Raw genomic sequence first — 26,279 nt, 5'->3', positions numbered from 1 at the left:
CGATCGATCTGACCTGTCACTTCTTTGACCGTTTGATGAGGCGGCGTGTTGCGAAAGCAGCACGACGGCTCGACAGTTTATGCCTGGTGGCCATAGCGAGTGGGTCCCACCCCTTCCCATCCCGAACAGGACCGTGAAACCACTTAGCGCCGATGATAGTACGGATACCCGTGCGAAAGTAGGACACCGCCAGGCTCCCCATCAAGGCCCCCAGCACACGCTGGGGGCCTTTGCTTTGTCATGCCCGTCCTCGCGCGTACGCGTATACGACCGCCTGCATCGAGTCCGGGAACAGGCCGAACCTTTGCTCATCCTGACCAGCTTCTCTGCTGCATCCGCAGGACGGTTCCGCTCCGGGGCCTCTTTCCCCGGATGACCGGTTAGCCGGTCATTACCTCAACGTGGTTGCCTGTGCCGGAGGCACACAGCCGGGATCAACCTGTCCTGCGCCCAGCAGGGCGAAGCCACGGGCCGGACAGCTCTTCCCCCCGCATCCGGGTACCGGCAGGCGACTGGCTTGTGGACGCTCTTCGCGGATGTCAGGGCGGGTCAGGCTGGCCAGGGACGGCGTGAAAAACGCGATGCTGACCTGCTCCCCCTCCTGCAGATCACTCCTCCGGCGAAACAGCAGCCCGCTGCCCGGCGGAATCTCGTCGCGTGCATAAGGACTGATGTGCCAGTGCAGGTCCAATAGACCGGCAAGGTTGGCGATATTGGTATCGTGTCCGACCAGCACCGTCAGCGGCGCTGCCTGCGGGTCTTGCAAGGTCCGGATCACCTGGTCCAGCAGGGCCGAGCCGTTGGACCGGGCAACCGGCTCGCTGCCGTTGACGAACCTGAAAGCTGCCGCGTGTGCCGGCAACAGCGCCGGCAACTGCTCTGCCGTGACCCCAAGCACGCCGGCAGGCACGCCCTGCGGCCATTCGGCTGCGGTCAGCAGCAGGTTTTCCGCCAGGCTGGCCGCAATTCCCAGGCCGCCGTGCAGCGATACCTGTTGCCGGTCGGTGCTGACATGAATCCGGGAGGGCAGCAACGGCAGTACGCAGCGCCCGGCGGCATCCAGGGACTGGCACAGGCTGGGAGTACAGCAGCCGCTGGCCATCTGCAAAGCCTGCAAGGAGGGTTGCAATGCCTGTTGCAAGCCGGGCAATTGTGGCTGCAGGGCAGCAGTGACCTGCTGGCGATCGTAGCGGCAGACGCCGGCCTTGACCGGATGGAACAACGGGTCGGTCGTCTTTTCGGACCGGACCGCAAACTTCAGCCCGCAACCCGGAGCCAGCCCTTGCAACAAGGCTGCCGCACTGGCCTGCGTGCGCTCGTCAGTATCGGCCCGGACGTGGACGCTTCCTGGTGGCGGGCAGCCTTGTCCGGGCAACAGCCCGGCCTCCCGGGCCTGCTGTCCGAGCGCCTGCCACTGGGCAGTCAGCAGGGCGGCTCCGCGAGGTGTCAGCTCCCCGCGTCCGACCGGCCAGTCCGGCAAGGCCTTGCGTGTCCATGCGGATTGCGTCGGCACGCTCTGGGTCGGAGCCCGCACGCCGTGCCGCATCACGATGACCCATTGTTCTGTTGCTGCCACGGCACTGGCAGACAGGCCCAGCAACAATCCTGGCAAGAGAAGACGCCACATGGTCCGGCTCCGTACGACAAGGTGCTTTTACCTTAGCCAGTCGTCTCCGGGTTTGCCGGCAGGAGTATCGGTCCGCGCAGCTCCAGCAGGCACGGCGGCCAGCCGTCCGCCTCGCTCCAGCGCACCCAGCCGCCGCGCAGGACGGCAATCTGCCGCGCCTGCGCCGGGCTCCAGCCGAAAGTGTCGGCCAGCAACAGACGGATCACTCCACCGTGGGTCACCAGTACCCGGTGGGTTGCTCCGGCGGTCCGGCTTTGCCAGTGCTGCCAGGCCTCTCGTATGCGGCTGGCGAAGGCAGCCATCGATTCACCACCCGGAGGCGTCAGGCGCCCCGCGGCGTAATCGTCCGCCCAGCCTGGCGGCAGCTCTGTCGTCAGGCTGTTTTCCCAGTGGCCAAAACCGGCTTCGCGCCAGCAGGCTGCCAGCTCGACTGCATGAGGCAGGGTCCTGGCGAACGCTGCGCAACGCACAAGGTCGGAGCTGGCGACGGCATCAATGGCCGGGTCGCTTGCGCTGAGGGCTTGCCAGGCGGCCTGCATCTGCTGCCAGCCCGGACCGGTCAGCGGGTGATCGGTGTGCCCCACCAGCCGGCCCGCAGCGTCGATGTCGCCATGGCGCAGCAGGGTGATGGTGCGAATGCTCATGCATCCTTGTCCGAAACACCGGCTTCGGCAAACGTGGCCATGCCGGCATGCAGGGCAATGGCTGCCTGCAACAGCGGGACCACCAGTGCTGCGCCCGAACCTTCACCCAGCCGCAGTTGCAGATCGACCAGCGGCTCCAGTTCCAGGGCTGCCAGCGCCGGGGCGTGTCCTTGCTCGTGCGAGCAGTGGCTGGCCAGCAGCCAGTGCCGCGTGGCCGGCTCCAGCCGGCAGGCCGCCAGCGCGGCTGCCGTGGCGATGAAACCGTCCACCAGCGCCGGCTGTCCCAGCCGGGCAGATTCCAGATAGAACCCGGCCATGGCGGAGATTTCCAGACCGCCGACTTCGGCCAGCCAGTCGGCCGGCGAAATGCAGCGATCTGCCGCCCGCTGCAAGGCCGCGGTAATGATGTCGCGCTTGCGCGCCAGGGCCGCATCATCAATGCCGGTGCCGCGACCGGCCACTGTGGCGCTGTCGAGCCCGGCCAGTGCAGCAATCAGGCAGGCCGAGGCCGTGGTGTTACCGATGCCCATGTCGCCGGCGATCAGCAGGGTGGCACCGGCCTCCACGGCCCGCCGGGCGGCCCGGCGACCGGCCTCGAGGGCTGCGGCGCATTCCTCTGCACTCATGGCCGGTTCGTGCAGCAGGTTGCCGCTGCCGGCGCGTACCTTGGCGTGCACGATGGGCAGTGCCGGATCGAAAACGCCTGCCACGCCGACGTCCACCACTTCCAGCCGGGCGCCGGTTTCGCATGCCAGTACATTGATGGCCGCACCGCCACGGGTGAAGTTGTGCACCATTTCGACGGTGACGGCTGCCGGATAGGCCGACACGCCCTCGCAACAGACGCCGTGGTCGGCAGCAAACACCGTAATGGCCGGTTGCAGGCGGCGGGGTATCGCCAGCCCTTGCCAGGCGGCAAACCGGCAGGCCAGCGTTTCCAGCCGTCCGAGGCTGCCTAGGGGCTTGGTCAGCCGGGACTGGCGTTCGCGGGCCGCAGACAGGGCCAGGGGATCGGGAAGCGGAACAGGCATGATGGACTCCAGAAAGGGCATGACGATACCGAAAGCCGGCGCCAGCCGCTAACGGTGGCGCTATAATCGCGCCCGCCATCAGGGTGTCTGTGCGCATTGAGCGCCAGATGAAACGGGAAGCCGGTGCAAGACCGGCGCTGCCCCCGCAACGGTAAGGTCTGTCCGACGACAAGCCGCATCATGTCTGCCACTGTTCTCGAACGGGAAGGCGATGCGACGCAAGACCGAGCCCGGAGACCGGCCCTGGGGTATCTGTAGCGGAGTATCGCGGGGAGGCGATACTGACGATGCTGGATGATCCGTCAGTGCCCGGGGCATGCGCCCCGTCTTTCTCGCACTCCTTGTTGCCGTCTTTCAGGAGTGTTGTTCACGTGTCCCAATCTGTTTTCCGTTTTGTGGCCGGCGGCGTGTCGCTGGCCATCGGCTCGGCCTTTGCCGCTGCCCCGGCCACTGATGTCGCCGAAACCGTGGTCACGGCCACCCGTACGCCCGTGCAGGCCGCCAGCCTGACCCGCGACGTGTCGGTGATCACCCGCGACGATATTGCCAGGGCCGGTCCGACCAGCCTGCCGGAGCTGTTGTCCCGCGAAGCCGGCATCGAATTTGCCAGCAACGGCGGTGACGGCCGCCAGTCTTCGCTGTTCATCCGCGGCACCAACAGCAACCAGTCGGTCGTGCTGATCGACGGCGTGCGTGTGGTGTCGGCCACTACCGGGGCCACGGCGCTGGAACAGATCCCGCTGGAGCAGATCGAGCGCATCGAGATCGTGCGCGGGCCGGTGTCGGGCCTGTACGGTGCCGACGCCATCGGCGGCGTGGTGCAGGTTTTCACCCGCAAGGGCCGGGGCGCACCGGCACCGCACCTGTCGCTGGCAGCCGGCAATGACGGCACCTGGCGCGTGGGTGCCGGCATCGGCGGCGTAGTGGGGGACACCTCGTTTGCCGTTGACGTGACCCATCGCACCACCGATGGCGGTTTTTCGGCAACCAACGCATCCAGCCAGTGGAGCTACAACCCGGACGAGGACGGCTACCGCAATACCGCCTACAGCGTGCGGGTCAGCCATCTGCTGGCCGAAGGGCACGAAGTCGGCTTCAACGCCTTCCAGGCGTTCGGCCGCGCACAATACGATGCCAACAAGGACCTGACCGGACAATTCGACGACATCCAGAAAAACCGCGTCCAGGCCAACAGCGTCTACCTGAAAAACCAGCTGACCGAACGCTGGCACAGCACCCTGACCCTGAGCCAGGCGGTGGACCGCTCGGAAAACTTCGCTCCTTCGCAACCGTGGGGCGACTACAGCTTCTTCAAGACCACCCAGGACACCCTGACCTGGCAGAACGACTTGGCGCTGGGTGCCGCTGGCCAGCTGACAGCCGGCTACGAGCACCAGAAACAGAAAGTATCCAGCACGCAGGAATTCACAGTCAGCAACCGGCAGAACAATGCCGTGTTTGCCGGCTGGAATGGCGAGTTTGGTGCCAGCCTGCTGAATGCCTCGCTGCGGCATGACAACAACTCGCAGTTCGGTGGCAAGACCACCGGCACGCTGGGCTATGGCTACCGCGTCAACGAAGCCGTCAAGCTGACCGCCAACTGGGGTACGGCCTTCCGCGTGCCGACTTTCAACGATCTTTACTGGCCGGACGACGGCAACGGCTATGTCGGCAACCCGAATCTCAAGCCGGAAAGCTCGCGCAATGCCGAGGTGGGCGCCGAGTTCAGCGGAGCGCTGGGCAAGCTCAAGCTGGCCGCGTTTGAAAACCGGGTGGACGACCTGATCAACGGCTACGACTGCAGTGGCGGTTTCCCGTGCACGTCCAGCAACGTCAACAAGGCCACCATCAAGGGCGTGTCGCTGACCGGTTCCACCGTGCTGGCCGGCACGACCCTGCGTGGCAACGTCAACTGGCAGGACCCGCGCGACGACATCACCGACAAGCGCCTGACCTATCGTTCCGAGTGGTACGGCACGCTGGATGTCAGCCGGCCGTTCGACCAGCTGACACTGGGTTCGACCCTGCGTGCAGTCGGCAGCCGCTACGCTGATTCCGGCAATACCAAGGAGCTGGGCGGCTATGCGCTGGTCGACCTTTACGCCGATTACGCGCTCAATCCGACCACCCGCCTGTTTGCCCGCGTCAACAATGCCTTTGACCGCGACTATGTGCTGGTTCCGGGTTACAACACCGCTGGCCGTGAGTGGCTGGTCGGCGTGAACTGGCAGCCCAAGTAAGCCGCAAGCTGTTTGCCGGGCCCGCATGCCGATGCGGGCCCGAGGAGAAACACCATGTTGCACCTGATTACCGGCGGCGCCCGTTCGGGCAAGAGCAGCCATGCCGAGCAGCTGGCGCGGGCGCATGCCGGGCCGATCCATTATCTGGCCACCGCTGCCGTGGGGGACGCGGAAATGGCGCACCGGGTCGTCATGCACCAGGCGCGCCGTCCGGTGCACTGGCGCGTGATCGAGTGCGGTGCCGGCCTGCCGGCCGCACTGGAGGACGCAGCCCGTCCGGACGGGCTGGTGCTGGTCGACTGCCTGACCCTGTGGCTGGTGCATTTCCTGGAGCAGCCGGCGGCTTTCATGGCGGCCCGGCAGACGCTGCTGGACACGCTGGCCGGCGTGCCGGGTGACGTGCTGCTGGTCAGCAACGAAATCGGCTGTGGCGTGGTGCCGCTGGGCGAGGACAACCGCTGGTTCGTCGATGAGCTGGGCCGGCTCAACCAGGATATCGGCGCCCTTGCCGACCGGGTTACCCTGCTGGTGGCCGGCCAGCCGCTGGCGATCAAGGCAGGCCGGACGTGAAAGGGCGCTGGCTGGCATGGCTGGCGCTGTGGCCGGCACTGGTGCTGGCATCGGTCAGTGCCGTGGACGACACCGGGCAGACCGTGACGCTGGCGCAGCCGGCCCGGCGCATCGTGTCGCTGGCACCGCATGCCACCGAGTCGCTGTACGCCATCGGTGCCGGCACGTTGCTGGTCGGCACCACCGATTTCAGCGACTGGCCGGCCGAAGCGCGCCGCCTGCCGCGGGTGGGTGGCTACGCCGGCGTCAGCGTGGAAAAGGTGCTGGCGCTCCGGCCCGACCTGGTGGTGGGCTGGGCCAGCGGCAATGCACCGCGCGAGATTGCCCGCCTCCGGGCGCTGGGCGTGCCGGTGTTCCTGTCCGAGCCGTCGTCGCTGGAGCAGGTGGCCAGCACGTTCGAGCGGCTGGGGGCACTGACGGCCCGCCAGGACGCTGGCCAGCGCGAGGCGGCCGGTTTCCGGCAGGCGGTGGCCTCAGCCCGGCAGGCGCATGCCGGGCTGCCGGTGCTGGACGTGTTCGTACAGGTCAGCGAGGTGCCGCTGCTGACGGTCAACGGCCGGCAGTTCCTGTCGGCGCTGCTGGAGGTCTGCGGCGGGCGCAACCTGTTTGCCGGGCTGCCGCAGCTGGTGCCGCAGGTCAGTCCCGAGGCGGTGCTGGCAGCACGGCCGCAGGTGATGCTGGTGCCAGGGCCGGTCAGCCGGCTGGAACGCTGGCGGCGCTGGCCGCAGATTCCGGCCGTGGCCACGGGGCAGCTCCATGGCCTGCCGCAGGACTGGGTCAGCCGGCCGGGGCCGCGGCTGGTCCGGGGGATGGATGCCGTCTGTCAGGCGCTGGACCAGGCTCGGGGATCGCGTCCCGGCGCGCCTTCGTAGACGTTTGACCCTGATCGGGCGCCGCGCTACATTCCAATGCATGATAAATGCCGAACTCGAACGTCTGCATGCCACGGTGCAGACCCTTGCCGATCTGTGCGAGCGCCTCGCGGCGGACAAGCGTGAGCTGGCGACCCGGCTGGCCGAGTCCGAAGCGCACAATGCCGCGCTGACGACCCGTCTTGACATGACGCGCACGCGGATCGAGAGCCTGATTGCCCGTCTGCCGGAGGTGAAAGAATGAGCGATACCGTCACCATTTCGGTCGAGCTGATGGGGCGCCGCTTCAGTTTTGCCTGCCCGCTGGGTGAGCGCGAGGCGCTGATGGCGGCAGCCCGCCTACTGGACAAGCGCATGCGCCATATCCGTGACAGCGGCCGCATCGTGGATGCGGAGCGCATTGCCATCCTGGCAGCGCTCAACCTCACGCACGATCTTCGTCAGGGTCGTTCGTCACCGCCTGTAGACATCGAGGCGATTGAGCGTAAAATACAAGACATAGAGAACACGGCACAAAGCACCATCTCCTCGTGTTCTGCCAGTTGATTGCTCTTTGAGATACCGGTTTAGTCCCCTGCGGCGTTCGGGATGGCTTAATTTCCCAGAACCAATATTCGATGCAAGGTTGCTGACATTTAGCATGTGGGCGTGTCGTGCTGGCTTGCCAGTGCGCCCGAAACATGCGGTTGGCGACCACCTGAACCGTAAGGTTCGGGATAAGCAGCCGGATCGACGCTTGCGGGGGCAAAATTTCCACCGCCCCTTTTACGGGGCGGTTTTCGTTTCTCCTGCTGCATTTCCCTTCGTCTTTCTCCCGTGTCCGTGAACAGCCCGACCGAACTCAAGCGTGTGCTGCGGCGCGTCTTGCGCCAGCGGAGGCAGGCACTGTCGCCTGCCGAACGGCAACTGGCTGCCCGCCGGGTGGCGGTGCAGGTGCAGCGCTTCCTGCGGCCGGGGCGCCGGGTGGCACTGTACATGGCAGCCGGGAGCGAGCTGTCATTGCAACCCCTGCTGCAACGGGCCCGCAAACGGCGCTGCCACGTGTTTGTGCCGGTGGTGCCCAGACACGGCCGGCGGCTCGGTTTTGTCGAACTGACAGAAGCCACCCGCTGGCGGGTCAGCCGGCTGGGTATCCGCGAGCCGCTGGGCCGCGGTGTGACGGCCCGGCAGCTGGATCTGGTCTGCCTGCCGCTGGTGGGCTTTGACGATGACGGCTTCCGGCTCGGCCAGGGCGGCGGCTATTACGACACCACGCTGGCACCCCTCGCGAAAGCCGCGCGCCGGCCATGGCTGCTGGGCTGCGCCTTTGCCTGCCAGCGGGTGGATGCCGTGCCGCGCGAGGCGCACGACCAGCCGCTCGACGGCGTGCTGACCGAGGCCGGACGCTGGCCGCGCCAGCTCTGATCCCTTTTGCATTGTCGGGCCGGACGTAGGCACAATGCCGCCTTTGGTCCGGTTGCCGAGCGTGTGTCATGCCTGATGTTTCCCTGTTGTTGCCACTGGCCGGTATTGGCGTAGTGGCCGGTTTTCTGGCCGGTTTGCTGGGGGTGGGCGGCGGGCTCATCATCGTGCCGGCCATGGTATGGGTGCTGGAGGCCGCCGGCGTGACGCATCAGGTCCAGCACCTGGCGCTGGGTACGTCGCTGGCGGTCATGGTGTTCACCAGCTTTGCCAGCGTGCGTGCGCACCATGCACGCGGCGCCGTGGACTGGAGCATCGTGAAGCGCATGGCGCCGGCGATGATCGTCGGCATGCTGGTCGGCTCGCAGATTGCCGGCTGGATTCCCAGCCATGACCTCAAATGGTTCTTCGTCGTTTATGCCTACGTGATCGCGTTGCAGATGCTGGCGGACAAAAAACCGCAGGGCGGCCGGCCCTTGCCGGGGCCGCTGGGACTGTGGAGCAGCGGCGGCGTGATCGGGGTGATTTCCAGTTTTGTCGGCATTGGCGGCGGTTCGATGAGCGTGCCGTTCATGAGCTGGTGCAACGTGCCGATGCCGCGTGCCATTGCCACCAGCGCCGCGCTGGGCTGGCCGATTGCCGTGGCCGGTGCCGTCGGTTACGTCATCAGCGGCTGGCATGCTCCCGACCTGCCGCCGGGCGCCGTGGGCTTTGTTTATCTGCCTGGCCTGCTCGCCCTGAGTGTGGTCACGGTTCTGGTCGCGCCGCAGGGTGCCAGGCTGGCGCACCGGCTGCCGGTGTCGCGCCTGAAAAAAGTGTTTGCCGGACTGATGGCGGTGATGGCCACGCAGATGCTGTGGACACTGGTGCGCTAATTCATGCGGAGCCTGATCCTGGCGGTGCAGTTCCTGACCCGCCTGCCGACGCCGCAGTTGCGCACGTTTGATCCGGCCTGGCTGGCCGGTGCCATCCGCTGGTTTGCCGTGGTGGGCCTGCTGGTCGGCGCGCTGGTGGCAGCCCTGGGCTGGCTGGGCGCCTGGCTGGACCCGTGGCTGGCTGCACTGCTGATGCTGGTGACGTGGGTATGGGTGACGGGCGGGCTGCATCTGGACGGTCTTGGCGATCTGGCCGACGGCCTCGGTGCGGCACACCGCAGTCCCGAGCGCTTTCTGGCCGTCCTGAAAGATCCGCACACCGGCAGCTTTGCCGTGATCACGCTGGCGCTGCAACTATTGGCCAAGCTGGTGCTGCTGATGCTGGCCGTGCGCCACGGCGTGGGCTGGAGTGCGCTGGTGTTGCTGCCGGCGTGGGCGCGGCTGGGCGCCGTATGGTGGACGACCTTGCCGCCCCTGTCGGCCGGCGGCCACGCCGAGCGCTTTGCCTGGCGTCATGACTGGCCGGCATTCTGGCTGTCGTGGTTGCTGCTGGCGGCCCTGTCGGCCTGGCTGGCACCAGTGCTGTTGCTGGCGCCAGTGCTGTGGTGGGGCTGGCGGCGCTTTCTGTGGCGGCGACTGGGCGGCATGAGCGGCGACTGTCTGGGCGCCGGTATCGAACTGACTGAAACCGGACTGCTGTTGCTGGCCGTTGTGGCGACCCGCCTGCCGCTGGCCTGACCGGCACTGGCCAGCTGCAGTCCGCCTGAGCCTGATGATGGTTTGGCGTGCTGCGACCCGCCTGTCTGCTGCATGGCGCGGCAGGGATGCCGGGCACAGGCGGAATCTCAGAACGTGTTCACGATCTCGTCGAGTTGGCGGATCATGGTGGGATGAGGAAGCCCTACGCCAGCGACATCAGTCGAGAGAAGTTTGAAGAAATCCTGCCATTCAGGAGATCGTGAACACGTTCTCAGGCCGAGGCATGCTGCCGGTGTACTGGTGTCGCGCCGGCCGCCGGGTCCGTGCCGGAATTCCGGCTACGCCTGTCCGTTAATGCCGGCCTGCAAGGGCTGGATGGCCGCAGGGCCAGGAGCGGTGTGTACGAACCCGACCGGGCGGAGGGGGCGCCGGGAATTTTGTTTCCCGGACGTGCCGTGTGCGTGCCAGGCTGGATCATCCTTTCCTGCACGGAGTCCGGCCCATGACTGCTCCCAACCTTGCTGACCTGATTGCCCTCCTGAACCAGCTGTACCAGCGTGGCCAGCCGGATGCGCCGGTCCTGTTCTGCGTGCAGTCCGGTTCCCGCCAGACGCCGCTCCTGCTGGAGCGGGTGGCGCTGGAATGGGGTGCCGGCGGTGGCCGTGAAACGGTCCGGCTGACCTTTTCACCCCCTGCCGTCACTACAGACGATGCAGCCGGCCCGGAAGACTGGGTGGTGTAGCCGTACCCGGCGCGCTGTCAGTCGCGGTGGTTACGGGCAGAGTGCAGGGCGTGCCGGTGGTCGTTTTCGGCCAGCCGCAGGGCTTCGGCCTGCGCCGCTTCTTCGGTGTCGAACGGGCCGGCGACAGGCTGCCGCGGAGGCTGTTCGTTGAGGACGTACCAGCGCGGCAGTTCGCCGAGCGACATTTTTTCGATGACATAGCCTCGCATGATGCGGCTCCGGTCGTGTGACTCCCTGTGACATAGGGGCCGGGCCGGAGCGGCTCAAGCCGCCGGTGTCGTCCGGCTGACCGGCGGTCTGTCTGCCAGGTCAGGCGTCGGCGTAGTCGACCACCAGCGGGGCGTGGTCGGAGAACCTGGTGTCCTTGTAGACAAACGCCGACTGTGCGCGGGCGGCAAGGCCGGCGGTGGCGATCTGGTAGTCGATGCGCCAGCCGACATCCTTGGCGTAGGCCTGGCCGCGCTGCGACCACCAGGTGTAGCCGGGTGCTTCCGGATAGAGCTGGCGCCAGACATCCGCCCAGCCTTCGGCAAAGCGTGCACCGATCCAGGCGCGCTCTTCCGGCAGGAAGCCGGAATTTTTCAGGTTGCCTTTCCAGTTTTTCAGGTCGATTTCGTTGTGGGCAATGTTCCAGTCGCCGCACAGCACGATGTCGCGGCCTTCGGTACGCAGGGCGTCGAGGTGCGGCAGGAAGGCGTCCATGAAGCGGAATTTCACTGCCTGGCGTTCTTCCGAGCTGGAGCCGGAAGGCAGGTAGAGCGAGATCACCGACAGGGTGCCGAAATCGGCGCGCAGGTAGCGGCCCTCACTGTCGATCCAGTCGATGCCGAGCCCCTCCACCACCCGGTCGGGCTCGCGGCGGGCATAGAGGCCGACCCCGCTGTAGCCCTTTTTCTCGGCGCAGTGGAAGGCGGCAAACGGAAAACCGGCCGGGGTGCGGTGTTCCGGCTTGAGGTCGGCGAGCTGGGCCTTGAGTTCCTGCACGCACACCACGTCGGCGCCGGTGGTGGCGAGCCAGTCGAAAAAGCCCTTCTGGGTGGCGGAACGGATGCCGTTGAGGTTGGCACTGACAATGCGGGTCAAGAGGTGGTTCTCCGGTGGGAAGCCTGCGGCCAGGCGGCCGGGCGGGCATGCTATCCTTCGCGCCGTTTTGCACAAGGATTGGGATCATGAGCGATTTTCGTCAGGATTTTATTCGCTTTGCCGTCGAAGAGCAGGTGCTGCGTTTTGGTGAGTTCGTGACCAAGGCAGGTCGCCCGAGCCCGTATTTCTTCAATGCCGGCCTCTTCAATCACGGTGCCAGCCTGCTGTCGCTGGCGCGTTTTTACGCCCGCTCGATCAGCGAGAGCGGCATTGCGTTCGACATGCTGTTCGGCCCGGCCTACAAGGGCATCGTGCTGGCCGGTGCCACGGCGATGATGCTGGCCGAGCAGGGCCGCGACGTGCCGTTTGCCTTCAACCGCAAGGAAGCCAAGGACCACGGCGAGGGCGGCACCCTGATCGGGGCACCGCTCAAGGGCCGGGTGCTGATCATCGATGACGTGATTTCCGCTGGCACGTCGGTGCGCGAATCGGTCGAGATCATCCGTGCCAACGGCGCCGAGCCGGCCGGGGTGGCGATTGCGCTCGACCGCATGGAGCGTGGCCAGGGTGAGCTGTCGGCGACCCAGGAAGTGGCGCAGAAATTCGGCCTGCCGGTGGTGGCGATTGCCTCGCTGGACGATCTCTTGGGCTTTCTGGCCGGTAGCCCGGATCTGGCGGATAACCTTACCCGCGTTGAGGCCTACCGCACGCAGTACGGTGTTCGCTGAACACCGGTATTCGGGTGCGCCGGCGGCAGTTGCCGGCCGGCTGCCGGACCGGAAAGGCCACCGCTGAAAAACCCGGCTGACAGCCGGGGAACGTACCCGCTAGGATGGCGGCACTTTATGCTGAAGGAGTGGTTCCATGCAGACTTTTGACGCCATCCGTACCCGCCGTGCGGTCAAGCATTTTGACCCGGCCCATCGCCTGACTGCTGCCGAGGAGCAGACGCTGTTCGAGCTGGCGCTGACCGCGCCGAGTGCCTTCAACCTGCAGCACGGCCGGCTGGTGAAGGTGGATGATCCGGCCCTGCGCCAGTCGATCCGCGAAGTGGCCTGGAACCAGGCGCAGGTGACCGATGCCTCTCTGCTTCTGGTGTTGACCGCCGATCTGGCCAGCTGGCGCAAGCATGCCGGCCGGATCTGGCAGGAAGCGCCGGGACCGGTACAGGATTTCATGACCGGTGCCATCGATGCCTATTACCGCGACAAGCCGTTGGTGCAGCGTGACGAAACCATGCGCAGCGGCGGCATTCTGGCGCAGACCCTGATGCTGGCGGCACGGGCCATGGGCTACGATTCCTGCCCGATGGACGGTTTTGATTTTGACGCCGTGGCGCGTCTGGTCAACCTGCCGGACGATCATGTGATCGTGATGATGGTGGCGATCGGCAAGGCACTGGAGCCCGCCCGCCCGCGCATCGGCAAGCTGCCGGTTGATGAAGTGGTGGTCCGCAACCGCTTCTGACAGCGGCGGGTCAGGCCGGCGTCACCCTCTATGGATGAAAGCGGAAAAACCGCAGTTTTTCTTGCTGGAGTCTTGTGTGCGACGCCGGTTTTGCGTATTATCCCTCTCCTCGCAGCCGGTTTCGGCGGTTGCATGTTCCTCGATAGCTCAGTCGGTAGAGCGCCGGACTGTTAATCCGTAGGTCCCTGGTTCGAGCCCAGGTCGAGGAGCCACACAAAGCGGGAATAGCTCAGTTGGTAGAGCGCAACCTTGCCAAGGTTGAGGTCGCGAGTTCGAGCCTCGTTTCCCGCTCCAGTTTCGCCCGGATGCCCATGTAGCTCAGGGGTAGAGCACTCCCTTGGTAAGGGAGAGGTCGGCAGTTCAATTCTGCCCATGGGCACCATAAGCATCCGTCGCACAGCACATCAGCCTTCCGGCTGATTTTTTTTGTCCGTTTTCCGGCCTGCATGCAAAAAAACGCCGCCCGCATCAGCGGACGGCGTGTCTGCCTGGCGGATCAGCCCTTGCGGTTGATTGCCTTGCTGCCGATGTCGCGGCGCATCTGCTTGCCGGCAAAGCGGATCTGGTCGGCGACGGCATACGCCTTGTTCTGTGCCATTTTCACGCTGTCACCGAGGCCGACGGCACACAGCACGCGCCCGCCGCTGGTGACCAGCTCGCCGGCCGTATTGAAGGTCGTGCCGGCGTGGAAGGTGACGCTGTCGTCGGTTGCGGCCGGAATGCCGGTGATCACGTCGCCCTTGCGCGGGGTCTCCGGATAGTTTTCGGCTGCCAGCACCACGCCGAGCGCTACCCGGCGGTCCCATTCGGCTTCGACCTGGTCCAGTTTCCCGTCAATACCGGCCTCCAGCAGCACGGTGAAGTCCGATTTCAGGCGTGCCATGATCGGCTGGGTTTCCGGATCGCCGAAGCGGCAGTTGAACTCGATGGTGAACGGATTGCCGGCCTTGTCGATCATCAGCCCGGCGTACAGGAAGCCGGTATAGGCGTGGCCGTCCTTCTTCATGCCGGCTACCGTCGGCAGGATGATGTCGCGCATCACCCGCGCGTGCACCTGCGGCGTTACCACCGGTGCCGGGCTGTAGGCACCCATGCCGCCGGTGTTGGGGCCTTCGTCGTTGTCCTTCAGGCGCTTGTGGTCCTGGCTGGTCGCCATCGCCAGCACATGGTCGCCGTCGACCATCACGATGAAGCTGGCTTCTTCACCCTCAAGGAAATCCTCGATCACCACGCGGGCGCCGGCTGCTCCCATCTTGTTGCCGACCAGCATGTCGTCGATCGCGGCGTGGGCTTCGGCCAGCGTCATGGCCACCACCACGCCCTTGCCGGCTGCGAGGCCGTCGGCCTTGATCACGATCGGGGCACCCTTGCCGTCCACGTAGGCACGGGCGGCAGCGGCATCGGTAAAGGTCTGGTAGCCGGCGGTCGGGATGCCGTGGCGCTGCATGAAGGCCTTGGCAAAGTCCTTCGAGCTTTCCAGCTGGGCGCAGTGCCGGGTCGGACCGAAAATGCGCAGGCCGGCGTCACGGAAGGCATCGACGATGCCGGCGGCCAGCGGCGCTTCCGGGCCGACCACGGTGAACTCGACCTTTTCGGCGCGGGCAAACTCGATCAGTGCCGGAATGTCGGTCAGGCCGACGTTTTCCAGGTCCGGGTCCAGCGCGGTGCCGGCATTGCCGGGGGCGACGAACACTTTCTGGATGCGCGGCGAGCGGGCGATGCGCCAGGCGAGCGCATGTTCGCGGCCGCCGGAACCAATAACCAGTACTTTCATGTGCAATGCTCCAAGGAATCTGTCTGTTGCCGCAGGGGTGACCTGTTGCGCGTCTGGGGTTTACAACTGCCAGCGCAACCAGCCGAACAGCACGTTGCCGTTGTTGTGACCACCGGGAATGTACGTGGCCTGCAAGGCCAGACGCCGGTACTCGACCGATACCAGAGGCAGGATGGCCGGGAACGGAATGTAGCTGTAGTCCGAGCGGGCGGTGACGCCGACCGTGAAACCGGCACCCAGCCGCACGTCGTCGGCGGGCCGCCAGATCTTCTGCCAGGCATAGCCGGCAAACGGCTCGACCTTGTCATGCGAGTCGAGGAAGAACATCGCGTACAGCGCATGCCAGTTGCCGTCGCTGTCGTAGCGGTAGCGGCCCAGCCCCAGCCCCCAGGGGTGTTCGTTGTATTCGTCGATCTTGTCCCGGTCGTAAAACGCCCGGTTGTGCCAGGTGATGGCGGGCAGGTACAGCTCGTAGCGGTCCGAGCGCCAGGTGGTTTCGACATTGTCCCAGCTGCGTTGCCAGAAGCCGGGGGCAGCGGAGCTGGCCGGTGTCTCCTGGACTGCCGGTGCAGCGGGAGCAGCGGGTGTTTCGGGGACAGCCGGTACGGTGTCGCCGGCCCGTGCGGGCAAGCCACCCAGCGTCAGCAGGCCGGCCGTCAGCCAGCAAACCATCTGTTTCATCAGGAAACTCCCCGCAGGCAGTGAAAAAGGAGCCGGCGTGCCGGCTCCGTAAGACCCGACCGGATCAGTGGCGGAAGTGGCGGTTGCCGGTGAACACCATGGCAATGCCGTGTTCGTCGGCAGCCTTGATCACTTCTTCGTCGCGCATCGAGCCGCCCGGCTGGATGATGGCGCTGATGCCCTGTTCGGCGATCACGTCCACGCCGTCACGGAACGGGAAGAAGGCATCCGAGGCAGCAACGGCGTTTTTCAGCGACAGGCCGGCATCCTGCGCCTTGCGGGCCGCGATGCGGGTCGAGTCGACACGGCTCATCTGGCCGGCGCCGATGCCGGCAGTCTGGCCACCCGCCGCGAACACGATGGCGTTGGACTTGACGAACTTGGCCACGCGCCAGGCAAACAGCAGGTCGGCCAGCTGCTGCCGGGTCGGCTGGGCCTTGGTGACGACCTTGAGTTCGTCGAGGGTGACGTTCTTGATGTCCGGGGTCTGCACCAGGAGGCCGCCGCCGACGCGCTTGAGTTCGAAGCGGTTGGCACCGGCTTCGACCGGTACTTCCAGCACGCGCACGTTTTTCTTGGCGGCGATCAGGGCCTTGGCGTCATCGGTAAAGGCCGGGGCGATCAGCACTTCGAGGAACTGGGCGCTGACGGCTTCGACGGTGGCCGCATCCACTTCGCGGTTGAAGGCAATGATGCCGCCAAAGGCGCTGGTGGTATCGGTGGCAAAGGCCAGCCGGTAGGCCGACAGCGGATCGGCTGCCACGGCCACGCCGCACGGGTTGGCGTGCTTGACGATGACGCAGGCCGGGTCGTCAAAGGTCTTGACGGCTTCCCAGGCGGCATCGGAGTCGGCGATGTTGTTGTAGCTGAGTTCCTTGCCCTGCAACTGGCGGTAGTGTGCCAGCGTGCCCGGCGCCGGGTCGAGGTCGCGGTAGAAGGCGGCCGACTGGTGCGGATTTTCGCCGTAGCGCATGTCCTGCACCTTGACGACCTGCAGGTTGAGGCGGGTCGGGAACAGGGTGCGGACCGGTTCGCCGGCCAGGCCCTGGTCGGCCTGCACGGCGGTCAGGTAGTTGCTGATGGCACCGTCGTAGGCGGCAGTGTGGGTGAAGGCCTTGCGCGACAGGTCAAAGCGGGTGGCGCGCGACAGGGCGCCGGCATTGGCACCCATTTCTTCCAGCAGGGCCGGGTAGTCGGCGGCATCGGTGACGATGGCGACGTGGGCCCAGTTCTTGGCAGCCGAGCGCACCATGGTCGGGCCGCCGATGTCGATGTTCTCGATCGCGTCTTCCAGCGCACAGCCTTCCTTGGCGATGGTGGCTTCGAACGGATACAGGTTCACGCACACCAGATCGATGTTGCCGATGCCGTGTTCGGCCATCTTGGCGACGTGTTCCGGCAGGTCGCGGCGGCCGAGGATGCCGCCGTGGATTTTCGGATGCAGCGTCTTGACGCGGCCGTCGAGCATTTCCGGAAAGCCGGTGTAGTCGGCGACTTCGATCACCGGCACGTTGTTGTCGGCCAGCAGTTTGGCGGTGCCGCCGGTGGAGAGGATCTCGACGCCGTGGGCAGCGAGGCCGCGGGCGAATTCGAGGATGCCGGTCTTGTCGGAAACGCTGATCAGCGCGCGTTCGATCTTGGTCATGACAGGGCTTTCGGTCGGTTCTTCAGGGTCGGAAACAGCCGCGACGGGCAGACGGCCATGTCACGGCATGCGACACGGCCAGGGCACCGTGCTACAGCAACTGGTAAAGCTTCATTTTCTTGCGCAGGGTGTTGCGGTTCAGTCCCAGCACTTCGGCGGCCCGGGTCTGGTTGCCGCCGGCGTAGTCGAGCACGATTTCCAGCAACGGTTTTTCCACTCGTGCCAGCACCATGTCGTACACGGCAGCCGGCGCTTCGCCGTCGAGGTCGTGGAAATACTGTGTCATAGCCTGGCGGATGGAATCGGCAATATGGTCGTGACCGGGTGTGCTCATGGTTGGATGTCCACGTCCGGCAGGTTGCCGGCGTTGTAGTCAAGACGCTCGCTCTGGCCGGCGAGCTGGTCGAAATAACGGGCAACGGCGGCGCGCTGGGCGGCCGTGCTGTCAAGCTGGTACATCGCCTGCCGGAAGGCGTTGGCATCAAAGAGGCCGTGGGTGTACCAGGCAATGTGCTTGCGGGCGACGCGGCAGCCGAGGTATTCGCCGTAGAAGCCGTACAGGTCGTCGAGGTGCTCCAGCAGCACGGCGCTGATCTCGCTGACGCGCGGCGGCGGCAGGCGCTCGCCGGTGGCGAGGAAGTGCTGGATGTCGCGGAACAGCCACGGCCGGCCCTGTGCGGCGCGGCCGATCATGATGGCGTCGGCGCCGGTGTAGTCGAGCACATGGCGGGCTTTTTCCGGGCTGTCGATGTCGCCGTTGGCGATTACCGGAATGCGGACGGCCGCCTTGACCGCCCGGATGGTGTCGTACTCGGCTTCGCCCAGGTATTTGTCTTCGCGGGTGCGGCCGTGCAGGGCCAGCGCGGCGATGCCGCTTTCCTCGGCCAGCCGGGCCACTGCCAAGGCGTTGCGGTGCTCGCGGCTCCAGCCGGTGCGGGTTTTCAGCGTCACCGGCACGTCGACCGCGCGCACCACGGCTTCGAGGATGCGCGCGACCAGCGGTTCGTCCTTCAGGAGTGCGCTGCCGGCCGCGACGTTGCAGACCTTCTTGGCCGGGCAGCCCATGTTGATGTCAATGATCTGGGCGCCGTAGTCAACGTTGCGACGGGCCGCATCGGCCATTTCCTGCGGGTCGGCCCCGGCGATCTGTACCGAGACCGGGCCGGGCTCGCCGGTGTGGTCGGCGCGCTTGAGGGTCTTGCGGCTGGTGGCCAGCGCCGTGTTGGACGCGATCATTTCGCTTACCGCCAGTCCGGCGCCGAAGCGGCGGCACAGCATGCGGAACGGCCGGTCGGTGACTCCCGCCATGGGAGCGACGACCAGACGGTTGGCAAGCGTGTACGGGCCGATCTGCATCTGCGTAAAAAATAGGCGGCAAGGGAGGAAAGGGGCGCCATTGTAATGGCTTTTGTGCCGGTCGGTACACTTTTTTGCCTAAAATTTGGGCAGTGCTCATCGGTCAGGCCGATGAGCAATTTCCCACGCTTCTGGCATACTCGCCACCATGAAAACGCTCTGTACAGTTCTGATGACTTTGGGCCTCGCCGGCTGTGCCAGCGTCGGGGTGTTCTCGCCGCATGCCCGTACCGATGAAGGCTATCTGTACGAAACGCAGATCGAGCCGCTGGCCGGCAACGACGCCCGCCTGACCGTATGGGCACCGCTGGGGCTGGGGCAGGAACAGCTGGGTCCGGCCCTGCAAAAGCTGGCCCGTGACGAAGCGGCACGGCGTGGCTGCACCAGCTGGACCACCGGCAACCAGGTAGGCGGGCTTTACAACACGCTGTGGCGTGCCCGGCGCTACGTGGCGGCCGACCTGCGCTGCACCATCATCCTGCCGCCTCCGCCAGTGCCGATCCTGCCCCTGCCGGAGGTGGTGGTGACCGAACCGCTGCCGGTGGTCGTGACGCCGGCTCCGGCGGCCAAGGCGGTGAAGCCGGCCACCAAAACGGTCAGGAAAAAGCCGGTACGCAAGAAAAAGGCACCGGCCTGCGTGTGTCCGCCGCCCGCCCGGACCGGCAAGTAAGCACGGTCTGCCGGCGCGGCAGCATCATGAAGAGGGTGAAGTCAGCCTGTAAGCCGGGTTCTGTGTTCGGGTGTTGCCACCTCAGACAGCCATTCCTCTAGGCGCACGGTTACCCGTGCGCTCCAGCAACCTACCCGGGGACGACGCGAGCCACGTCAATGCCCCCTGTTTGGTCTTGCTCCGGATGGGGTTTAGCCTGCCGTCCGTGTTGCCACGTCCGCGGTGCGCTCTTACCGCGCCGGGTTTGCACCCGGCGGCTCCGTGAAGGAGTCCACCTTTTCACCCTTGCCTGTGCCGGGTTACCCCGGCCATCGGCGGTTCTGCTCTCTGTTCCACTTTCCGTCGCCTCGCGACGCCCGGCCGTTAGCCGGCATCCTGCTCTGCGGAGCCCGGACTTTCCTCCCCCCGCAAGCGGGCGGCGGCTGTCCGGCTGACTTCGGCGCGCATTCTAGCCGATTCCGGGGCCGGCAGCCGGGATTGTTGCCGCTGCTGCAATGCGGTAAACAGGTGTCATCGCTTTTTGCCGGCCTGCTGCCATGACCGCCCTGACCCTGCATCCCCTGCGGAACACGCTCAATGACGAGGTGCACGCCCGTCCGTCGCTGCCGGTCAATACCCCGGCGCGCATCACTTCGCTGGCCTTCGTGTTTGACCTCGATGCGGCCGACAGCCAGCGCGCGGCACTGGAGCGGCTGGCGACCCGGCTCGGCATGGCGCCACCGCCGGCCGGTGCCGTGCAGTATGTCGGCCGTGCCGGCGGCATGACCGTGCGCTGGTCGCTGCATACCGAATTCGTGCGCTACACCTTCGGCATCGAGGGCAGCGGTGGCGAACCGTTTGTGCAGAATGCCCTGACCGGCATTCCGGACGACTGGCTGGCCTCGGTGCCCGGCCGCATGCTGGCCGGCGTGCATGCTCTGGTGGTGGGCGAAGCCGAAGCACCCAGCCTCAACGATATGGCGCGCGGCTGGTTTGCCGGCCACGACCTGATCGGTGCCGGCATCGCCGACGGGGCCGCCACGGCCCTGACCGACCTGCGCCTGCATGACGATGCCTACGCCGGCTGCGGCTTTGTCCGTTACGTGGTGCTCAACCGCCAGCTCAATCCGCGCCAGATGGGGCGCATGCTCGGCCGGCTGTTCGAGATCGAGTGCTACCGCATGCTGGCCCTGCTGGCGCTGCCGGTGGCCAAGCAGCAGATGCGTGAACTTGACGAAGTCAGCCTGAGCCTGAGCAGCGCCACCCGCGAACTGCTGGCGCCGACGGCCGGTGGCGACCTGCTGGCCGAACTGACCTGTCTGGCCGGCCGGCTGGAGGACGCCGTCAGCACCAGCCAGTACCGTTTTTCTGCCGCCCGCGCCTATTACCAGCTGGTGGAGCGCCGCATCGGTGAGCTGCGCGAAGTACGGCTCGCCGGCCTGCAACCGTTCCGCGAATTCATGGAGCGGCGGCTGGCGCCGGCCATGCAGACCTGCGACACCGTGATGGGGCGGCAGGAGCGGCTGTCGGTGCGCCTGCAACGGGCGACGGCGCTGATGCGCACCCGCATCGAGGTGGAGCTGCAACAGCAGAACCGCGAGCTGTTGCAGTCAATGGACCGGCGCGCCGGCTTGCAGTTGCGGTTGCAGGAAACCGTCGAAGGACTGTCGGTCGGGGTGCTGACCTACTACGCCGTTGGCCTGTTCGGCTACGTGGCCAAGGCGCTCAAGGTGCTGGGCGTGCCGCTGAATGCCGAACTGGCCACCGGACTGGCCATCGTGCCGATCGGCGGTGCGGTCTGGTGGGGCGTGCAGCGGGCCAAGCGGCATCTGGGGCACGGATGAGGCCGGAACATTCTGCTGGATTCTCCATGTGAAAAAGCCATTCATCCTGCGCAAGCCTGCACGGGCGGGGCGGCTGTCCAGCCGGAGCATGACCGGCAGGCCGGGGCGCGCAGGGACGAAGGCCAGTGATACCATCACGGTTATCCAAGCCTGACTGATGCCGGAAACCGAGATGGACCTTCACTCCTACATGCAAGACCTGGGGCGGGCGGCGCGGGCTGCCAGCCGCGAACTGGCCCGTGCCGATACCCGGACCAAGAATGCCGCACTGCTGGCCATGGCCGATGCCATCGAGCGCGATGCGGCCAAGCTGCTGGCCGCCAACGCCGACGACGTGAAGGCTGCCGTGGCGGCCGGACTGGCGCCGGCGATGGTCGATCGCCTGACCCTGACGGAAAAAACCGTGGCCGGCATGGCCGAAGGCCTGCGCCAGATTGCCTCCCTGCCGGATCCGGTGGGCGAGATGGGCGAGTTTGCCTACCGTCCGAGCGGGATCCAGCTTGGCAAGATGCGCGTGCCGCTGGGCGTGATCGGCATCATCTACGAGGCGCGGCCGAACGTGACCGCCGACGCGGCCGGGCTGTGCCTGAAGGCCGGCAATGCCTGCATCCTGCGCGGCGGCAGCGAGGCGTTCCGCTCCAACCAGGCCATTGCCGCCTGCGTGCACGAAGGGCTGGCCGCGGCCGGCCTGCCGACCGGCGCCGTGCAGGTGCTGGAAACCACCGACCGGGCCGCAGTGGGCCTGCTGATCACCATGCCGGAATACGTCGACGTGATCGTGCCGCGCGGCGGCAAGGGCCTGATCGCCCGCATCAGTGCCGAAGCACGCGTGCCGGTGATCAAGCACCTCGACGGCAACTGCCACACCTACGTCGATGTCGATGCCGATCTGGAAAAGGCACTGCCGGTCTGCGACAACGCCAAGACCCAGCGCTACGGCACCTGTAACACCATGGAAACCCTGCTGGTGCACGAGGTGGTGGCCGAGGCGTTCCTGCCGGCGATCTGCCAGGTCTACCTCGACAAGGGCGTGGAGCTGCGCGGCTGCGCCACCACCCGCGCGCTGATCGGGGCCGACAAGGTGCAGCCGGCCACCGAAGAAGACTGGCTGACCGAATATGCCGCGCCGATCCTCGCCATCAAGGTGATCGACAGCCTCGATACCGCCATCTCCCACATCAACCACTACGGCAGCCACCATACCGACGTGATCATCACCGAGAACTACTCGTCGGCCCGGCGCTTCCTGCGCGAAGTGGATTCGTCGAGCGTGATGGTCAATGCTTCCAGCCGGTTTGCCGACGGGTTCGAATACGGCCTGGGGGCGGAAATCGGCATCTCGACCGACAAGATCCACGCCCGCGGCCCGGTTGGACTCAAGGGGCTGACCAGCGAGAAATGGATCGTGTTCGGCGACGGGCAGGTGCGCGGCTGACCCGCAGCGCTTCCGCCACCTTTCCCGACACCAACCGGAGCTGCGGCTCCGGTTGTTTTTTGTACCGGTCCCGGTGCCAATCTCTTGCGGCGCTCCATGCTCCTTCGTCATTCGTGCGTCAAGCCGGCCGGCATCGCGGCACCGGCCGCAGGGGTTTTCCGATGGCCAGCCGCAGGTGTCATGCCTGCCAATGGCGGTTTCGGGAGGATGGGTGCACCAGATGCCGCAGGCAGGTTTCGCGCATCCTGGTGCCGCGTCCGGTAGCGCCGGCATTGACGGTGGCAAAACCACGGGAGGGATGGGGCGGGAGTCGTCCCGGCGGCCGGACATCGTCTGCGGCCCGTTGCCGGCCTGGCGGCTCCGCACCGGCAACGGAGGGCGGCGGCGCAAGGCGGCGGACGTTGGCTATCCTCTAGTGATGCATTTGCAACATTTCACCGGAGACTGTCATGCCGCTGCCCGACCAGCCCCACCTGCGTTACGAAGCGCTTTATGCCGAAGGCAAGGCCCGGCGCAGCAGTACGCCGCGCTCGGCCCACGCCGAGCTGCCGGCACGCGGCAACCGCAATCCGCTGGCCTTGCTGGAGCAGTCGTCCCTCGGGCGGGTGCCGGCGCTGGTGCCCCTGCGTTACCGGCGCATGCTGGCGTCGCCGTTTGCCTATTTCCGCGGCGCGGCGCTGGTGCAGGCCGACGATCTGGCGGCCGGGCCGGGGTCCGGCATTACCGTGCAGGCCGGCGGTGACACGCACCTGATGAACTTCGGGCTGTTTGCCTCGCCCGAACGCAACCTGGTGTTCGACATCAATGACTTTGACGAAACGCATCCGGCGCCGTGGGAGTGGGACCTCAAGCGCCTGCTGGTGAGCGCGGCGCTGGCTGCGCGCGAGCAGGGAGCACCGCCGGCCGTGGTACGCGACATGGTGGCAGCCGGTGCACGCCAGTATCAGGCCTCCATCGGCCGGGCTGCGCGCATGGGGACGCTGGAGGTCTGGTACGACAAGGTGACGGCCGACAACCTGGAGAGGGCGGCGGGTGACGACCCGCTGCTGAAGCAGCAGCTGGGCCGGCTGGTGCGCCAGGCGTTCAACCGCACCCATGACCGCCTGCTGCCCAAGATCACCCATGCCGGCGAAGGCCGCTTGCGGCTGCGCGACATGCCGCCGACGCTGTTTCACGTGCACGGGGCCGGCTCATTGCTGCCGGATGACGACAGCTGGCTGGCCAGCGGCGACTGGGACGGACTGGTGCGGCCGATGCTGGCCGAATACCTGGAGACACTGGTGTCCGACCGGCGGGCGCTGATTTCGCGTTTCCGCACGGTGGACCTGGCTTTCAAGGTGGTCGGGGTCGGTAGTGTCGGTACCCGCTGTCTGGTGCTGCTGTTGCAGGACGACTTTGACCAGCCGTTGTTCCTGCAACTGAAAGAGGCGCGGCCGTCGGTGCTGGAGGCCTATACCGACCGCTCGCCGCATGCCCACGAAGGTGCGCGCGTGGTGGCCGGGCAACGGCTGATGCAGGCGGTGAGCGACCCCTTTATCGGCTGGACCACCGGGCCGGCCGGCCGGCATTTCTATATCCGCCAGCTGCGCGACATGAAGGCGGCGGTACATCTGGAGCTGCTGGGGCCGGGCTGTCTGACGGCCTATGTGCGGCTGTGCGCGCGGGTGCTGGCCCGGGCGCATGCCAAGGGCAGTGGCCGGGCGGCGGAAATCGCCGGTTATATCGGCAGGGGAACGTCGCTGGCCGAGGCCATGACCCGTCATGCGCTGGGGTATGCCGACTTGGTCGAGGCCGATTTTGCCGAATTCCGGGAGGCGGTGCAGTCGGGCCGGTTGCCGGCGGACGTGCCGGCGCTGGACGGGCAGGTGGTGCCGCCGGCCTTATGAGTGGCAGGGGATGCTGGCCGGGAGTGCCGGGTGGACGCAGTTGCGGCCGGCATCCTTGGCGTCGTAAAGGGCCCGGTCGGCCATTTGCAGGGCCCGGTTCAGGTCGGCTGCTACATGACAGGCGCTGTAGCCGAAGCTCATGCTGAGGACAAACGGCTGGCCTTCGGGCGTGTGGTACAGCGTGTCGGCCATGACGTGGCGCAGGTGCTCGCACACCCGGAAAGCCTGGTCTGCGGTGTGGTGGACGGCAGCAGCAGCAGGAATTCCTCGCCACCCCAGCGGGCACAGACGTCGTACTGGCGCAGGTGTGACAGGAAGCGGCGGGACACTTCGGTCAGTACGGTATCGCCCATGTCGTGGCCGAGCGTGTCGTTGATGGACTTGAAATGGTCGATGTCGGCCAGCACCACGGCAAAGGGCTGGTCGGGATGACGGTCCAGCTTGGCGGCTTCTTCCAGCAGGCGCTTGTGCATGAAGCGGCGGTTGTAGAGGCCGGTCAGTGCGTCGTGGGTTGATTGCTGGCGCAGTTCTTCATGCAGGTTGCGCATGATCTGCTGGTAGCGGTCGCTGATGCGCAGCAGGCGTTCGAGCTGGCGCAGCTGCCGTTCATAGCGCTGACAATACGACAGGCCACGCTCGCGTTCGGCGTCCTGGTAGCGGTCGGCAATATGCGTGATGCGTTCGAGCTGGCGCAGCAGGTGGCGGTGCCGCTCCATCAGGGCAGCCAGGGCCTGGTGGAGCGGAAGCCCCTGTGAAGCCGGATCGGCCAGCAGGCGGTCGACGGTTTCTTCCAGATCGCGCATGTCGGCCTGCATGGTCAGCCTGCCCGCTTGAGGATGCTGAACGGAAACGAGCAGTCCTCGCGGAATTCCTCGGCCAGCTCGGCCACGCGCTCGTTTTCGGCATCGTAATGCCAGGCAAGGCTGACGGCCTTGCCGGCCTGATGGGCTGCTTCCATGTCGTCGAAGAGGTCCATCAGCATGCGGATGCTGCTGGTGTTGATGTAGAGGAGTGACAGCTCCAGCGTCAGTGGCGCTTGGATTTCGGCCAGATAGCGGTTGATCCATGTCAGCAGCGGGTCGAAGAATTCGAAGGCGTCTTCCGGATAGGAATCGCCGCGCAGGCTGACCCGGCCGGAGGTCCAGTCGGTATCGATGGCCGGGGTAGAGGTGGTGCCGGTTAAATGAATGTCCTGCATACGGTTCACGAAAGTTACAGGACAACCTGCAGGCTGAAAAAGCCGCTGTGGTCGTCCAGTCGGTTGAAGGATGCAGCCAGGGGCTGGCTGGCTTTGCGGGCCATGTCGATCAGCCCCAGACCGGCGCCGCTGCTGGCTCCGGCCTGGCGCGGCTGGCGCATCTGGGTTTTCCACAGGGCCTTGAGCCCGGTCTTGTCGAGTCCGGCCAGATGGTGGATGCGTTGCAGCAGCGCCTCGCCGTCCGCGATGTCGACCACATTGCCGGCATTGATGATGTAGTGATCCTGTTCACGGGAAATGGTAATCGTGCCGCTGGCCTGCGAATCTGACAGATTCTTGCTGGTGGCGTAGTGGCGGATGTTCTGCGTCATTTCGATGTAGATGGTGAATACATCGGTGACTTCGGTCGGCGTGGCGGACAGGGCTTCAAGGTGTTTGCGCAGAGCCAGCCCGATTTCTTCGATCAGGGTGGCCGAGAACAGTCCGTTGAAGGCCAGCAGGATGTTGTGCCGTTCGAACTGGTTGCGCAGGGCGAGAAGATCTTGTGGGGGCATCGTGTC

The 26,279-nt window shown here is 66.2% G+C and carries 29 protein-coding genes, 3 tRNA genes, 1 rRNA gene, 2 other RNA genes and 1 riboswitch; of the genes, 20 read left to right on the top strand and 15 right to left on the bottom strand.

Annotated features, from left to right (window positions below; genetic code table 11):
- The first annotated feature begins 82 nt into the window (after positions 1-82).
- A 5S ribosomal RNA gene (gene rrf / locus G542_RS0101510) occupies positions 83-195 on the top strand.
- A 196-nt stretch (positions 196-391) separates the two neighbouring features.
- Here rrf and G542_RS15595 read toward each other — a convergent pair.
- Genes G542_RS15595 through cobT form a run of 3 tightly spaced genes read right to left on the bottom strand, consistent with a single transcriptional unit; the run spans position 392 to position 3,302 of the window.
- Positions 392-1,627, bottom strand: a complete 1,236-nt coding sequence (locus G542_RS15595) for a histidine-type phosphatase (RefSeq protein WP_012698667.1) — start codon at positions 1,625-1,627, stop codon at positions 392-394.
- 32 nt (positions 1,628-1,659) lie between these two features.
- Positions 1,660-2,271, bottom strand: a complete 612-nt coding sequence (locus G542_RS15590) for a histidine phosphatase family protein (protein ID WP_012698666.1) — start codon at positions 2,269-2,271, stop codon at positions 1,660-1,662.
- Positions 2,268-3,302, bottom strand: a complete 1,035-nt coding sequence (cobT, locus tag G542_RS0101495; RefSeq protein WP_012698665.1) for a nicotinate-nucleotide--dimethylbenzimidazole phosphoribosyltransferase — start codon at positions 3,300-3,302, stop codon at positions 2,268-2,270. The genes G542_RS15590 and cobT overlap by 4 nt, the downstream gene beginning before the upstream one ends.
- 64 nt (positions 3,303-3,366) lie before the next feature.
- Positions 3,367-3,562: riboswitch (cobalamin riboswitch) on the top strand.
- Between the two features lie 111 nt (positions 3,563-3,673).
- Between cobT and G542_RS0101490 the strand changes: the two genes are divergently transcribed.
- The 10 genes from G542_RS0101490 (at position 3,674) to G542_RS0101450 (ending at position 10,701) form a co-directional block, all read left to right on the top strand.
- Positions 3,674-5,542 (top strand): TonB-dependent receptor domain-containing protein, encoded by a 1,869-nt coding sequence (locus G542_RS0101490; RefSeq protein ID WP_162142317.1) that lies wholly within the window; start codon positions 3,674-3,676, stop codon positions 5,540-5,542.
- A 54-nt stretch (positions 5,543-5,596) separates the two neighbouring features.
- Positions 5,597-6,112 (top strand): bifunctional adenosylcobinamide kinase/adenosylcobinamide-phosphate guanylyltransferase, encoded by a 516-nt coding sequence (gene cobU / locus G542_RS0101485; protein ID WP_012698663.1) that lies wholly within the window; start codon positions 5,597-5,599, stop codon positions 6,110-6,112.
- Positions 6,109-6,984: a cobalamin-binding protein gene (locus G542_RS0101480; RefSeq protein ID WP_012698662.1), complete on the top strand. Its 876-nt coding sequence runs from the start codon at positions 6,109-6,111 to the stop codon at positions 6,982-6,984. The genes cobU and G542_RS0101480 overlap by 4 nt, the downstream gene beginning before the upstream one ends.
- Positions 6,985-7,024: 40 nt before the next feature.
- Positions 7,025-7,228 carry a hypothetical protein gene (locus G542_RS0101475; protein WP_012698661.1) on the top strand — a complete coding sequence of 68 codons (204 nt, stop codon included), beginning with the start codon at positions 7,025-7,027 and terminating at the stop codon, positions 7,226-7,228.
- On the top strand, positions 7,225-7,530 hold the full coding sequence (locus G542_RS15585) for a cell division protein ZapA (RefSeq protein WP_034984698.1): 306 nt from the start codon (positions 7,225-7,227) through the stop codon (positions 7,528-7,530). Before G542_RS0101475 ends, G542_RS15585 begins: the two co-directional genes overlap by 4 nt.
- Before the next feature lie 22 nt (positions 7,531-7,552).
- A non-coding RNA gene (gene ssrS, locus G542_RS17770) (6S RNA) lies at positions 7,553-7,733 on the top strand.
- 67 nt (positions 7,734-7,800) lie between these two features.
- Positions 7,801-8,388, top strand: a complete 588-nt coding sequence (locus G542_RS0101465) for a 5-formyltetrahydrofolate cyclo-ligase (RefSeq protein ID WP_244878666.1) — start codon at positions 7,801-7,803, stop codon at positions 8,386-8,388.
- A gap of 68 nt (positions 8,389-8,456) precedes the next feature.
- Positions 8,457-9,260, top strand: a complete 804-nt coding sequence (locus G542_RS0101460; RefSeq protein WP_012698658.1) for a sulfite exporter TauE/SafE family protein — start codon at positions 8,457-8,459, stop codon at positions 9,258-9,260.
- Between the two features lie 3 nt (positions 9,261-9,263).
- Positions 9,264-9,998, top strand: coding sequence for an adenosylcobinamide-GDP ribazoletransferase (locus tag G542_RS0101455; protein ID WP_012698657.1), 735 nt, complete (start codon positions 9,264-9,266; stop codon positions 9,996-9,998).
- A 463-nt stretch (positions 9,999-10,461) separates the two neighbouring features.
- Entirely contained in the window at positions 10,462-10,701 is a 240-nt protein-coding gene (locus G542_RS0101450; RefSeq protein ID WP_012698656.1) for a hypothetical protein, read from the top strand.
- A gap of 17 nt (positions 10,702-10,718) precedes the next feature.
- On the opposite strand, the gene G542_RS15580 is transcribed toward G542_RS0101450, so the two are convergent.
- Both G542_RS15580 and G542_RS0101440 read right to left on the bottom strand, forming a co-directional pair.
- Complete coding sequence (locus tag G542_RS15580) at positions 10,719-10,910, bottom strand: hypothetical protein (RefSeq protein WP_034984696.1); 192 nt, start codon at positions 10,908-10,910, stop codon at positions 10,719-10,721.
- A gap of 100 nt (positions 10,911-11,010) precedes the next feature.
- On the bottom strand, positions 11,011-11,784 hold the full coding sequence (locus G542_RS0101440) for an exodeoxyribonuclease III (RefSeq protein WP_012698654.1): 774 nt from the start codon (positions 11,782-11,784) through the stop codon (positions 11,011-11,013).
- Between the two features lie 86 nt (positions 11,785-11,870).
- On the opposite strand from G542_RS0101440, the gene pyrE reads away from it, so the two are divergent.
- From pyrE to G542_RS0101415, 5 genes are all read left to right on the top strand, one after another.
- On the top strand, positions 11,871-12,512 hold the full coding sequence (gene pyrE, locus G542_RS0101435) for an orotate phosphoribosyltransferase (protein ID WP_012698653.1): 642 nt from the start codon (positions 11,871-11,873) through the stop codon (positions 12,510-12,512).
- A 136-nt stretch (positions 12,513-12,648) separates the two neighbouring features.
- A complete protein-coding gene (locus G542_RS0101430; protein ID WP_012698652.1) occupies positions 12,649-13,251 on the top strand; it encodes a nitroreductase family protein in 603 nt (200 codons plus the stop codon).
- 136 nt (positions 13,252-13,387) lie between these two features.
- Positions 13,388-13,463, top strand: a tRNA-Asn gene (locus G542_RS0101425).
- 6 nt (positions 13,464-13,469) lie between these two features.
- A tRNA-Gly gene (locus G542_RS0101420) sits at positions 13,470-13,545 on the top strand.
- Positions 13,546-13,558: 13 nt separating this feature from the next.
- Positions 13,559-13,633: transfer RNA gene (locus G542_RS0101415), tRNA-Thr, on the top strand.
- A 114-nt stretch (positions 13,634-13,747) separates the two neighbouring features.
- On the opposite strand, the gene purD is transcribed toward G542_RS0101415, so the two are convergent.
- The 5 genes from purD to dusB all read right to left on the bottom strand — a co-directional run bounded on the left by purD (position 13,748) and on the right by dusB (position 18,707).
- Entirely contained in the window at positions 13,748-15,025 is a 1,278-nt protein-coding gene (purD, locus tag G542_RS0101410; protein ID WP_012698651.1) for a phosphoribosylamine--glycine ligase, read from the bottom strand.
- Between the two features lie 60 nt (positions 15,026-15,085).
- On the bottom strand, positions 15,086-15,706 hold the full coding sequence (gene pagP / locus G542_RS0101405; RefSeq protein WP_012698650.1) for a lipid IV(A) palmitoyltransferase PagP: 621 nt from the start codon (positions 15,704-15,706) through the stop codon (positions 15,086-15,088).
- A 64-nt stretch (positions 15,707-15,770) separates the two neighbouring features.
- A complete protein-coding gene (gene purH / locus G542_RS0101400) occupies positions 15,771-17,351 on the bottom strand; it encodes a bifunctional phosphoribosylaminoimidazolecarboxamide formyltransferase/IMP cyclohydrolase (protein ID WP_012698649.1) in 1,581 nt (526 codons plus the stop codon).
- Positions 17,352-17,442: 91 nt separating this feature from the next.
- Entirely contained in the window at positions 17,443-17,685 is a 243-nt protein-coding gene (locus tag G542_RS0101395; RefSeq protein WP_012698648.1) for a helix-turn-helix domain-containing protein, read from the bottom strand.
- The gene (gene dusB, locus G542_RS0101390) at positions 17,682-18,707 is read right to left on the bottom strand and encodes a tRNA dihydrouridine synthase DusB (RefSeq protein WP_012698647.1); all 1,026 of its coding nucleotides are present in this window, start codon (positions 18,705-18,707) and stop codon (positions 17,682-17,684) included. Before dusB ends, G542_RS0101395 begins: the two co-directional genes overlap by 4 nt.
- A 172-nt stretch (positions 18,708-18,879) precedes the next feature.
- Between dusB and G542_RS0101385 the strand changes: the two genes are divergently transcribed.
- Positions 18,880-19,377 (top strand): hypothetical protein, encoded by a 498-nt coding sequence (locus tag G542_RS0101385; RefSeq protein ID WP_147640261.1) that lies wholly within the window; start codon positions 18,880-18,882, stop codon positions 19,375-19,377.
- A gap of 33 nt (positions 19,378-19,410) precedes the next feature.
- Here the strand turns inward: G542_RS0101385 and rnpB are convergent.
- Positions 19,411-19,815, bottom strand: an RNA gene (gene rnpB, locus G542_RS17300) — RNase P RNA component class A.
- 98 nt (positions 19,816-19,913) lie between these two features.
- On the opposite strand from rnpB, the gene G542_RS0101380 reads away from it, so the two are divergent.
- The 3 genes from G542_RS0101380 (at position 19,914) to G542_RS0101370 (ending at position 24,521) form a co-directional block, all read left to right on the top strand.
- Positions 19,914-21,200: a DUF3422 domain-containing protein gene (locus tag G542_RS0101380; protein WP_027823186.1), complete on the top strand. Its 1,287-nt coding sequence runs from the start codon at positions 19,914-19,916 to the stop codon at positions 21,198-21,200.
- A gap of 172 nt (positions 21,201-21,372) precedes the next feature.
- Positions 21,373-22,635 carry a glutamate-5-semialdehyde dehydrogenase gene (locus G542_RS0101375; protein WP_027823185.1) on the top strand — a complete coding sequence of 421 codons (1,263 nt, stop codon included), beginning with the start codon at positions 21,373-21,375 and terminating at the stop codon, positions 22,633-22,635.
- Between the two features lie 449 nt (positions 22,636-23,084).
- Positions 23,085-24,521 carry a DUF2252 domain-containing protein gene (locus G542_RS0101370; protein ID WP_027823184.1) on the top strand — a complete coding sequence of 479 codons (1,437 nt, stop codon included), beginning with the start codon at positions 23,085-23,087 and terminating at the stop codon, positions 24,519-24,521.
- Here G542_RS0101370 and G542_RS19400 read toward each other — a convergent pair.
- The 4 genes from G542_RS19400 to siaB are packed head-to-tail and all read right to left on the bottom strand — an operon-like array spanning position 24,516 to position 26,273.
- Positions 24,516-24,713 carry a diguanylate cyclase domain-containing protein gene (locus tag G542_RS19400; protein WP_280513432.1) on the bottom strand — a complete coding sequence of 66 codons (198 nt, stop codon included), beginning with the start codon at positions 24,711-24,713 and terminating at the stop codon, positions 24,516-24,518. The two genes, G542_RS0101370 and G542_RS19400, sit on opposite strands and share 6 nt — an antisense overlap.
- Positions 24,659-25,324: a diguanylate cyclase domain-containing protein gene (locus G542_RS19395; RefSeq protein ID WP_280513431.1), complete on the bottom strand. Its 666-nt coding sequence runs from the start codon at positions 25,322-25,324 to the stop codon at positions 24,659-24,661. The genes G542_RS19400 and G542_RS19395 overlap by 55 nt, the downstream gene beginning before the upstream one ends.
- 14 nt (positions 25,325-25,338) lie before the next feature.
- The gene (gene siaC, locus G542_RS0101360; RefSeq protein ID WP_012698639.1) at positions 25,339-25,719 is read right to left on the bottom strand and encodes a biofilm regulation phosphoprotein SiaC; all 381 of its coding nucleotides are present in this window, start codon (positions 25,717-25,719) and stop codon (positions 25,339-25,341) included.
- Positions 25,720-25,733: 14 nt separating this feature from the next.
- Entirely contained in the window at positions 25,734-26,273 is a 540-nt protein-coding gene (gene siaB, locus G542_RS0101355; RefSeq protein ID WP_012698638.1) for a biofilm regulation protein kinase SiaB, read from the bottom strand.
- Positions 26,274-26,279: the final 6 nt, after the last annotated feature.

The sequence above is a fragment of the Laribacter hongkongensis DSM 14985 genome (genome assembly GCF_000423285.1).
Lineage (GTDB): Bacteria > Pseudomonadota > Gammaproteobacteria > Burkholderiales > Aquaspirillaceae > Laribacter > Laribacter hongkongensis.
Note: the sequence above shows the minus strand (reverse complement) of the source record. Positions and strands in the feature narration are given on the sequence as shown.